8 protein-coding genes are annotated in these 9,481 nt (G+C 67.8%); 1 reads left to right on the plus strand and 7 read right to left on the minus strand.

Annotated features, from left to right (window positions below; translation table 11 throughout):
• Positions 1-166: 166 nt before the first annotated feature.
• From ACFWJW_RS37330 to ACFWJW_RS37355, 6 genes are all read right to left on the minus strand, one after another.
• Entirely contained in the window at positions 167-673 is a 507-nt protein-coding gene (locus tag ACFWJW_RS37330) for a DUF6624 domain-containing protein (RefSeq protein WP_387249787.1), read from the minus strand.
• 267 nt (positions 674-940) lie between these two features.
• Positions 941-1,903 (minus strand): alpha/beta hydrolase, encoded by a 963-nt coding sequence (locus ACFWJW_RS37335; RefSeq protein ID WP_387249789.1) that lies wholly within the window; start codon positions 1,901-1,903, stop codon positions 941-943.
• Positions 1,904-2,236: 333 nt separating this feature from the next.
• Positions 2,237-2,968 carry an SDR family oxidoreductase gene (locus ACFWJW_RS37340; protein ID WP_387249791.1) on the minus strand — a complete coding sequence of 244 codons (732 nt, stop codon included), beginning with the start codon at positions 2,966-2,968 and terminating at the stop codon, positions 2,237-2,239.
• Between the two features lie 118 nt (positions 2,969-3,086).
• On the minus strand, positions 3,087-3,215 hold the full coding sequence (locus ACFWJW_RS37345) for a VOC family protein (protein ID WP_387249794.1): 129 nt from the start codon (positions 3,213-3,215) through the stop codon (positions 3,087-3,089).
• Positions 3,216-3,399: 184 nt separating this feature from the next.
• Entirely contained in the window at positions 3,400-5,124 is a 1,725-nt protein-coding gene (locus ACFWJW_RS37350) for a styrene monooxygenase/indole monooxygenase family protein (RefSeq protein ID WP_387249796.1), read from the minus strand.
• Positions 5,125-5,207: 83 nt separating this feature from the next.
• Positions 5,208-6,428 carry a styrene monooxygenase/indole monooxygenase family protein gene (locus ACFWJW_RS37355; protein WP_387249798.1) on the minus strand — a complete coding sequence of 407 codons (1,221 nt, stop codon included), beginning with the start codon at positions 6,426-6,428 and terminating at the stop codon, positions 5,208-5,210.
• A 528-nt stretch (positions 6,429-6,956) separates the two neighbouring features.
• Between ACFWJW_RS37355 and ACFWJW_RS37360 the strand changes: the two genes are divergently transcribed.
• On the plus strand, positions 6,957-7,937 hold the full coding sequence (locus tag ACFWJW_RS37360) for an AraC family transcriptional regulator (RefSeq protein ID WP_387249800.1): 981 nt from the start codon (positions 6,957-6,959) through the stop codon (positions 7,935-7,937).
• Between the two features lie 93 nt (positions 7,938-8,030).
• Here the strand turns inward: ACFWJW_RS37360 and ACFWJW_RS37365 are convergent, their stop codons facing one another.
• Positions 8,031-9,212, minus strand: coding sequence for an acyl-CoA dehydrogenase (locus ACFWJW_RS37365; protein WP_387249802.1), 1,182 nt, complete (start codon positions 9,210-9,212; stop codon positions 8,031-8,033).
• Between the last annotated feature and the right edge of the window lie 269 nt (positions 9,213-9,481).

Here is a 9,481-nt window from a genome sequence, read left to right on the forward strand (position 1 = left end):
ATAAGCCGTTTTCCGAGCGAATCGCCAAGCCGGCACCCGCGCTTGGCCACTCAGAACCATCCTGAAGCACCTGATATATGAACCAAACGCTCACTTAGAGCCTGTCCGACGGATCTTGCCCACGGCAGGTGAGCCTCAGAGCACGACCCGCCGGACGCGGCCGGCGTCAGGCCATTGAGAACTTGGCAACGTACTCGTCGAAGGGCTCGATGCCGACTTCGACGCGGAGTTCGTCCATGCGCTCGGGCTCCTCGCAGGGCCACAGAACTGGTGCTCCGCCCTTCACGCCAGCGATCTGTGTGCCATAGGTCTGTTTGCGGCCCTCATTGACCCGCGTGCGGTCATGTAGAAAGGCCAGCTCCCGCGGGCCGGCCGCGCCTGCCGACACCGCCTGCTGCATCAGCCGGAGAGCGCGTCGCTGAACGTCAAGCTGACGGTCGGCGTGCTGGGCGATCAGCCACGCTGCGCGGGCGGCCTCCTCGCCGACCACTTCCGCCGTCGGCCAGCCGTACTCGTCCATGATCTGGCCGAGTCGGTCACCGTGCCGCGCGGTGAGCCGGCGCCACGCCAACTGCTCGCCGGGATCATCGCTGTTGGCGTGGACTGAGGACTGGTGATCGGCCGCGGCCATGGCGGTGAGTTCCTTTGCCAGCGCGGCAACGTCGTGCGCCACTCTCGACTCCCAAATCAGGTCGGTACGTCGTGCTCGGTCCCCGTAACCCTATGAGTGCATAACGGGCGTAAAGATCATTCCGGAGAACGGTGACAAGCGCCTTCGCGGACCGGGATAATGGATCTACCCCTTGAAGCCAGAGCCGGATCGTCGCGACGGTCACGGTGCCCTGGAAGACGTAGGCACGCTTGTCGCATCGCGTGGCCACCGCCCAGACGGGCCACACGGACACGCTTCATGACCGGGATGAACTCCGCCGGACAGGCCCTAGTTGGTTCCAAGGGCGTTGCACAGGAAGGCCGTTGCCTGGTCGATGGCTCCGCGAGCGGCTTTGGAGTGGCTCAGCGAGTTGAGCAGCATGAAGTCGTGAACCGTGCCGTCGTAGCGCACCGTGGTCACCGGGACTCCGGCTGCCCGGAGCTTGGCGGCGTATGCCTCGCCCTCATCGCGCAGCACGTCGGCCTCGTCGACGATCAGCAGGGCGGGCGGCAGGCCGGAGAGTTGCTCGATGGTGGCGTGGTTGGGGGACGCGGTGATCTCCGCGCGTTGGTCCGGGTCGGTCGTGTACGCGTCCCAGAACCATTCCATCAGCTTGCGGCTCAGGTAGTAGCCGGTGGCGAACTGGTCGTAGGAATCGGTGTCCATGGCCGCATCCGTGACCGGGTAATACATCGACTGCTGCACGAACTTGACGTCACCGCGCTCCTTGGCCATGAGGGCGAGCGCCGCGGTCATGTTCCCGCCGACCGATTCCCCGGCCACTGCCATGCGCTGTGCGTCGAGCCCCTTGGACGCCCCGTCGCGGACGATCCACTGCGCGGTGGCGTAGCCCTGCTCGATGGCCACCGGATAGTGCGCCTCGGGTGACGGCGTGTACTCCACGAAGGCCACTGCCGTACGGGCGCCGACCGCCAACTCGCGCACCAGGCGGTCGTGGGTACCGGCATTGCCCAGCACCCATCCGCCGCCGTGCATGTACAACACGACGGGCAGCGTTCCGGTGGTGCCCTGGGGCTTGACGATGCGTACCCGTACGTCGCCCACCGCCGCCGGAACCGAGACCCACTCTTCGTCGACCGGCAGCTTGTCGACCGGCGCGGCCTGGAGGTCGTCGAGCACCTTGCGCGCCGCGGTCGGCTCCAGCTCGTACAGGAAAGGATGTTGTGAGGTTGCGTCGGCGAGTTCCTGTGCCTCGGGCTCGAGGACGATTGACGCGGTTTGACCAGCCATGGGAGTGCTCCCTGGGAAATCCGAGAGGCGCATCAGAATGTGCGCGGGGCACTGAAGAGCGCCGCGCTGCGCTCGCGCTGTGGGGCGGCTGGCAGAGCCTCCGCCCTTGTTCAAGCCCCTGATGGGGATATTTGTCCATTGTAATTGCCCGTCCTCCGCAGACGCATTCCAAGGAACCGCCTCACCCGTCCGCCGGGTGCTCGGTTCGATGACGCCCCGGCCTCCTCGGCGACAGGCTCACCGACGAGCGCATACGCCGGCCGCATCCCCCTGATCACCCGCTCCGGCTCACCTTCCAGCTCGAAGAGCATTTCCCCTGGTGGGCCGGCCGGGTCAGGCGAGCCAGTCGGTGTAGTGGGTGGGGGCGATGCGCGCGTCGCCCTTGGTGGTGAGCACATCACCGTCGACGGCGGCGAACATGCCGGCGGTGTCGTCGGTGACGACCGTGCGGCCGTCAGGCCGGGCGTTCAGGGTGATACGGCCGAGTTCGTCGAGGGGATGGACGTCGGGCCCGCCAACGTTGAGGGTTCCGTTCAGCGGCGTACCGGCAGCGACTTCGGCGACGGTGTCGGAGACGTCCTCGGCGGCGATCGGCTGGAGCGGGATGGTGGGCAGGCGGACGGTGTCGCCCTCGGTGGACCAGGACATGATGGCGTCGATGAACTCCATGAACTGGGTGGCGCGGACGATCGAATAGGGGATCGGCCCCGCCTTGAGGATGTCCTCCTGCAAGACCTTGGCGCGGTAATAGTCGACATCGGGCACCCGGTCCGCGCCGACGATCGAGAGGATGACGAAGTGTCCGACCCCGCCCTTGTGGCCGGCGGCCAGGAGGCTGTCCATCGAGGTCTGGAAGAAGGCAGGAGAGGCGTCGTCGAAGGTCGGGGAATTCGTCAGGTTGACGATGACGTCCGCTCCGGCCACCGCCTCTTCCACGCCCTGGCCGGTGAGCACGTCGACACCTGTGGACGGCGAGTGCGGCACGGCCTCGTGCCCAGCGGCGTTCAGCTTCTGCACGACCTTCGACCCGATCAGACCGGTACCGCCTATAACTGCGAACTTCATGGCTCACCCCTCATCGCGCATCGCTAGGTCATGCGTCCAGATTGCGGCGATGCAGCACGCGGCGCACGCTGGCCGGTGCGCTCCTGGACAGGCATGTGAGCCGGCGTGGTGAGGCTGATCAGGAACCAGTGCCAGGCAGCTTCTGCGACAGTTCGATCATGTTGCCCCACGGGTCACGGAAGAACGCCAGTCGTCGGCTGATGTCCTCGATCTCGAAAGGTTCGCCGATAAGGGGCGGCATGGGCATCGCACTCACTCCTGTCCCGCTGAACCCGTCAATGGGTGGCGCGATGAACGAGACGGTTCAGCCCATCGTGCGGTTCGGTGCAGAGCAATCAAGCTCCGAAGAGTCGTGACCAGGTCCGATGGCTCGCCGTTTACAGCTTGTCACACGATTATGATCAGTGCCCATCGCAGCCGGCGAGGCGCGTTCACAGATCTGGATGCTTCGTCGCCACCTGGTAGTACCCCGAGTGGAACACCAGAGGGGTCCCGCCGTCGGCCTCGTACTGTTCGACCTCTCCGAGGAAGATGATGTGGTCGCCGGCGTCGAGGCGTTGGACGGTGCGGCATTGGAAGCGGGCGACCGCGCCGTCCAGGAGGGGGGTGCCGGCGATGCCGGGGGTGGTGGGGGTGCCGCGGAATTTGTCGTCTGCCGGGGTGGCGAACTGGCGGGAGAGGTGGTGCTGGTCGGCGGCCAGTATGTGGACGGCGAAGTGCGAGGCGTCGGTGAAGTCCGGGAGGCTCGGGCTGTTTTTGCCGGGGCACCACAGGACGAGGGGCGGGTTCATCGAGACGGAGGTGAAGGAGTTCGCGGTCATGCCGACGTTGCGGCCGTCGGGGGCGCGGGCCGTCACCACGGTCACGCCGGTGGCGTACTGACCCAGCGCGCGGCGAAGTTCGCGGCCGTCGAAGCGGGCGGCGTGCTGGGCGCGCTTCTCGGCGAGGAAGCGGTGTGCCTCGGCCTCCTCGAACCACCAGCGGTAGAGGGTGCGCGGGTCGTCGAATCCGGCGGCGAGGGCGCCGGCGACCGAGGGGATTTCGGCCGCCGCGGTCAGCAGGTCGAGGTGGTGGGGACTCAGGTCGGTCAGGAGGGAGTTGGTCCAGCCGACGGCCCATTGAGCCCAGCCGCGCCAGAAGTGGTCGAAGGTGCGCTGCATCCACTGCGGGGTGAACTCGGCGGTGCCGTGGCGGAGGATGCTGTCGAGGTAGTGGGTGGCGGCCTGGGCCGCGTTGTTCGAACCCTGGCCGGTGATCGGATCGTTGAGGACGACGGCGTCGGCCATGCCGAGGACGTGCCGGCCGGAGGCCAGGCGGGCGACGGGATGCCGGACGGTCGGAGTGAGCCTGCCGCGCAACACGCCGCCGCTGTCGGTGAGTTGGGCGTGCCGGCAGCGCTCGTATTCGTCGGGGAAGAACCGGTGGAGGATTTCCAGTGAGCGGGCGAGGTGGCCTTCAGGCGTCCGGATGTCGTCCCAGCAGTCCATTGGGCCGCCGGGGACGCCCTCGAAGACCATGATGTCGCAGGGTCCGGTGGTGGTGAGGGCGGGGAAGGAGAAGTACTCGCCGACGCCGGGGACCATGCGGTAGTGGACGGCGGCCTCCCCCTCCCGCGGTCCCGTTCCCGTGACGTACGTCAGGGCCAGCGCACGGCGCGGCCGGTCGTACGGGGAGAGTTCGGGGTTGCGCGGGAAGAGTTGGCTCAGCTTGCCCTTGCCCGTGGAGACCACGACGAGATCGTGCGTACGGGCGTACCATTCCAGGTCGTTGACGCCCGCCTCGTGCCGCACGATCTCGCCGTGGCCGCCGTCCGCGAACTGCTCGATCCAGGCGGCACACTTGACCCGCTGGTCGACGGAGTGGGCAGGGCCCTCCAGCGGCGCGCGCCAGGAGACGTCCGGAGTGCCGTGCGGACCGATGAGAGAGAGCGCGATGCCGGAGATGTCCGGGGCCTGGCCCTCCCAGTGGTGCAGGCCGAGTTCGCGCTCGCTCTGGAGCGCGGTGTCGAACATGCACTGGCTGGACATGACCGGGCCGCGACGAATCTCGTCGGGGTCGCGGTCGGTGACCAAGGTGACGTCATAGCCGTGCGCCTGGAGTCCCAGGGCGAGTTGGGCACCCGCCTGCCCGGCGCCGACCACCGCGATCCTTCTCATGTGTCCTGCTGTCCTGCTCTCGTGACGTATCTGTCTGTCGCTGATGTGGCGTCAGTCTGCTGTGAGCCGCTCTTGACACACCTTCAGGCGTTGACCTCGGTCAGATAGTTCTTCGCGGCGACCGGGTCCATGAACCAGTGGAAGAGGTCGCGCGGGTCGTCGAAGCCGTTGACGAAGCGGGCGGCGATACGGGAGTTGGCGCTCGCCGCGCCGAAGAGCTCCAGGACGTGCTGCGGCGGGGCGCCGAGCATCGCGTTGGTCCAGGTCGTGGCGGACTGCGCGGTGTCCCAGAAGCGGCCGAAGGCCAGCTCCATGAACGCGGCGTCGTACGGGCGCTCGCCGTGGTCCAGGATGGTGGCGAGGTAGGAGGCCGCGCACTTCGAGGCGTTGTTGGACCCCTGGCCGGTGATCGGGTCGTTGAGGACGACGACGTCGGCGAGGCCGAGCACCCGCGCGCCGGAGGGCAGCGTGGCGACGGGCTTGCGGACGGTCGGCGCGAAGCGGCCCGCGAGGGTGCCGTTCGGGTCGGTGAGCGTGACATCGGTGCAGCGCTCGGCCTCCCACGGAACGTACGTCCGCAGCAGCTCCTGGAACTTCGCCAGCTGCTGGTGGGGGGTGAGCCCGTCGAAGCAGTCGAGCGGGCCGCCCGGGATGCCCTCGAAGAACATGATGTCGCAGGGGCCGCTGGTGGTGAGGCTGGGCATGGTGAAGTACTCACCCACACCGGGGATGACGTTGAAGCTGACGCCGGGGCGGTGGGGCAGCGGTGCCATGCCGGTGACGTACGCCAGGGCCAGCGCGCGCTGCGGAGCGTCGTACGGGGAACGCAGGGCGTCCCGCTCGAACAGTCCGGCGATCTCGCCCTTGCCGGCCGAGACGATCACCAGGTCGGACTCGGCGGCGTAGCGCTCCAGGTCCTCGATGCCCGCCTCGCAGAGCTCCAGACGGCCGCCGCGGCGCGCGAACTCGCCCATCCAGAGCGGCATTTTGACGCGCTGGTCGATGGAGCGGGCGGTGGCATCGAGGCGGGCGTCGAAGGAGAGCGCCCGGCCGCCCTGGCCGTCGGCGATGCTCACGCCGAGACCGTCGATCGACGGGCAGGCGTCGCCCCAGAAGTCGAGACCGAGGTTGCGCTCGTGGGCCAGCGCGGTGCCGAACATGGCCTGGCTGGACATCACCCGGCCCTCGCGGATCTGGTCTCCGGTGCGGTTGGACACGAGGGTGACGTCAAAACCGTGGTCGACCAGGCCGATGCCGAGCTGAAGACCGGCCTGGCCGGCTCCGACGATGGTGATCTTGCGCATGAGGGGATCTCCGGGGGTTGGGGTGTGCGGTTTTTGAGCGGTGCCGTGCCGTGCCGTGCGCTGTGCGGCGTTTCGGCACGTGGCGGCGTCAACCGGTGGGGGCGGCGGCTGTGTGGAATGCGGCTGCCCGCCTGAGGGGGGTCGGCGGGCAGCCGCGGAAGGCCGGGTCGCCCGTAGGGCCGGGGGATGGGCCCCCGGGTAACCCGGCCGGCTAGAGGGGCCCGGCCGAGTCGGCGAGCCGGGGCAGCAGCGGCAAGGGTGCCGCGACGTGCGGGGGTACGGTCGTGGCGGCCCTCGCCGCGCCGGTCGCAGGTAATAAGCGCAGCGCGCATGCGACGGGCTGTCCGCTGGGCGTGACTCCGCCTCTGACGAGCGCAGTCCGGCCCGGCACTCCCTGCATTGTTGATTCCCAGGATTCTCTCGGGTCCGCGGCGGTCAGGCGTCAATCTTGGTATGGCAAGATCACCTTCGCTATCCGGATCACGCGGGTCGCTGTCCCGATCGCGCATATCGTGGGTGGAGGTTTACATGCCCGCTGAAAAGTCCCCCCTCGCAAATCACCAGCGGTTCCATACAGCGGACATTTGGGAGGCGCGGGCCGAGGTCGGCCGCGCGTTCTGTCCGCATGACCTGCGCATCGTGCGGCGCTCGGCGACGCTCGACGCCCGGCTGCACGGCGCACCCTTCGATCGGACAGGTCTCTATTACCTCGATTACGGAACGGAAGTCCGGATTACACCGGGCGATCTGGAGAGCTTTTTCCTCGTCCAGATCCCGCTCGCCGGTTACGCCGAAATCACCTGCGGCCGCGAGGAGATCATTTCCTCCCCAGAACTCGCTTCTGTCCCCTCTCCGACCGGAAAGCTGGACATGCGCTGGGGTGACGGCAATCCGCAGCTGATCGTGTGGTTCGACCGATCGTCGCTGGAATCGCACCTGGGCAGTCTGCTCGGCCGCGCCGTGCGCCGTCCGATCTTCTTCTCGCTCGGTATGAACCTCACCACGCCGGGCTCCCGATCCTGGCTCAACATCGTCGACCTCATGCGCCGGGAGGCGGAGGGGCCTGGTGGGATGACAAGCCAGCCCCTCGTCACCAAACAGCTTGAATCACTCCTCATGACCCAGCTGTTGATGGCCCAGCCCAACAACTACACGTCGGCGCTGCTCGGCGAGCAGCCGCGCGTCGCACCGCCCGCGGTCCGCCGCGCCATGGAGGTCATCGAGGGACACGCCGCCGAGCCGCTCACGGTCGCGGAGATCGCGGAATACGTCGGCGTCGGCGTACGGGCCCTTCAGGAAGGCTTCCGCCGGCACCTCGACACGACACCGCTCGCGTACCTGCGCGAGGTCCGCCTGGACCGCGTACGAAAGGAACTCCTGGCCTCCGACCCGGGTGCCACGACCGTCACGGCCGTCGCCTCCCGCTGGGGCTTTCTGCACCCGGGCCGTTTCTCCCTCGCGTACCGCCAACAGTTCGGGGAGTCGCCTTCGGAGACGTTGCGGTCATAGGAGGAAAACGGTCTTTCGACCCACCTGTCGATCAGTGGGCGGCGGGTGGCGGGCAGGACGATGCAGGCTTGTGTGCCCTCGCCGGTCTGGCGGTCACGGCGTCAAGTCGAGGAATTCCCAGTGCGCTCGGGGTTGCGCGCCGCTGAGCCATTTCCCGCAGTTCTGAAGGACCGTGGGGCTTGAGGTGATGTGCTGGGTACCTGTGCCGAGATCACGCAGAAAGCGGTCGATCGGCCCGCGCCGGATCGCCGCCGTCCCCGCCCAGCGGTGCACCGTCTGACCCACGTCCTGCACGGTCCACGTCGCGTGGTTGAGCGCCAGCCTCAGCAGAGTGTCCTGCTCGGTACTTGTCAACTCCCCTGCATCCAGGGTGCCTTCGATATCTCGCCATACCTCCGTCGCCCACGCCCGTGCCGAACGAAGCCTGGCTTCGGCGGTCGCGTACTCCGCGTGGAACTGTGTGGTGTCGACGGCGGCGTTACGTGTGCCTGATTTGGCCGCGGCGACCAACTTCAGTTCATCGAGCAGGCGCCGCCCCACACCGAGCGCCCAACCGGTGTGCCCGATTGCGGACATGTTGACCAGTCCGAGGCGGTAGATCGCGCCGCCGTTGGCCGGGTTCGTGGTCGTGGCGAGGTACGTGTGGGTCGCCGGGACAAGCTCATCGGCGCAGTGATAATCAATACTGTGCGTCGCACGCAGCCCGAGCACATCCCAGTTGTCGACGAGTTCCACCTGCGACTTCGGCATCGCCAGCACCCGCAGCTCCCCGGTGCCCTCGACCTGGATCGCACTGTGGATATGGGTGGCGTGCGCCATGCCGGAGGCGAACTGCCAACTGCCGCTCACCAGATAGCCACCCTCCACCGGGACGGCCCGGCCGGGCCGGGTGCCGTGGCCGGCCAACAACGCGTGGTCCCCATCCGCGACATCCGGGAACAGGTCGGCCGCCGCAACGGCATCGAGATAGGCCGCAGTGGTGCCGGTCATCAACTGAAGCGCCATCATCGTCCAGCCGGCCGATGAATCGTGGTAACTGACCCGCTCGACCGTCTCTATCAATTGGCGCGGGGAGAACTCGAAGCCGCCGAGGCTCTGCGGCAGTGCGGCCCGCACGACCCCCGCACCCAGCAACGCCCGTGCGATGTCCTCGGTGAGTCTGCCGAGTTCCTCGGCCGCGTCCGCATCCGCCTCAAGCGCCCCGCCGAGTGCGTCAATTCGCTCCAGCATCCCGGGACATTCCGGGCTGACATGCAATCCGATCGAGACCGCCATGGATGGTTGCTCCTCGCTCTCAGTATTGAGTCAGCGTCACCATAAGGGAGGAGCCGGAGGCGCCGGAGGGGCCTTACCGTTCCACGGCCTGCTCAAGGAATTCCCGTGCTGAGGAAGGGCGTTACGACTTCGCCGGAGTGGGCGTGCACGGGGACCGGTCGGTGCCTTGCGGCTCCAGCAGGCCGGCGCCCGCCGGCGGGAGCCGCACCTCCAGGGGGTGGCGGGCGGCGTGGCCGGGGGATACACCAGGCTCGTATAAACAGAAGACG

The organism is Streptomyces sp. NPDC127097 (assembly GCF_042724075.1).
Lineage (GTDB): Bacteria > Actinomycetota > Actinomycetes > Streptomycetales > Streptomycetaceae > Streptomyces.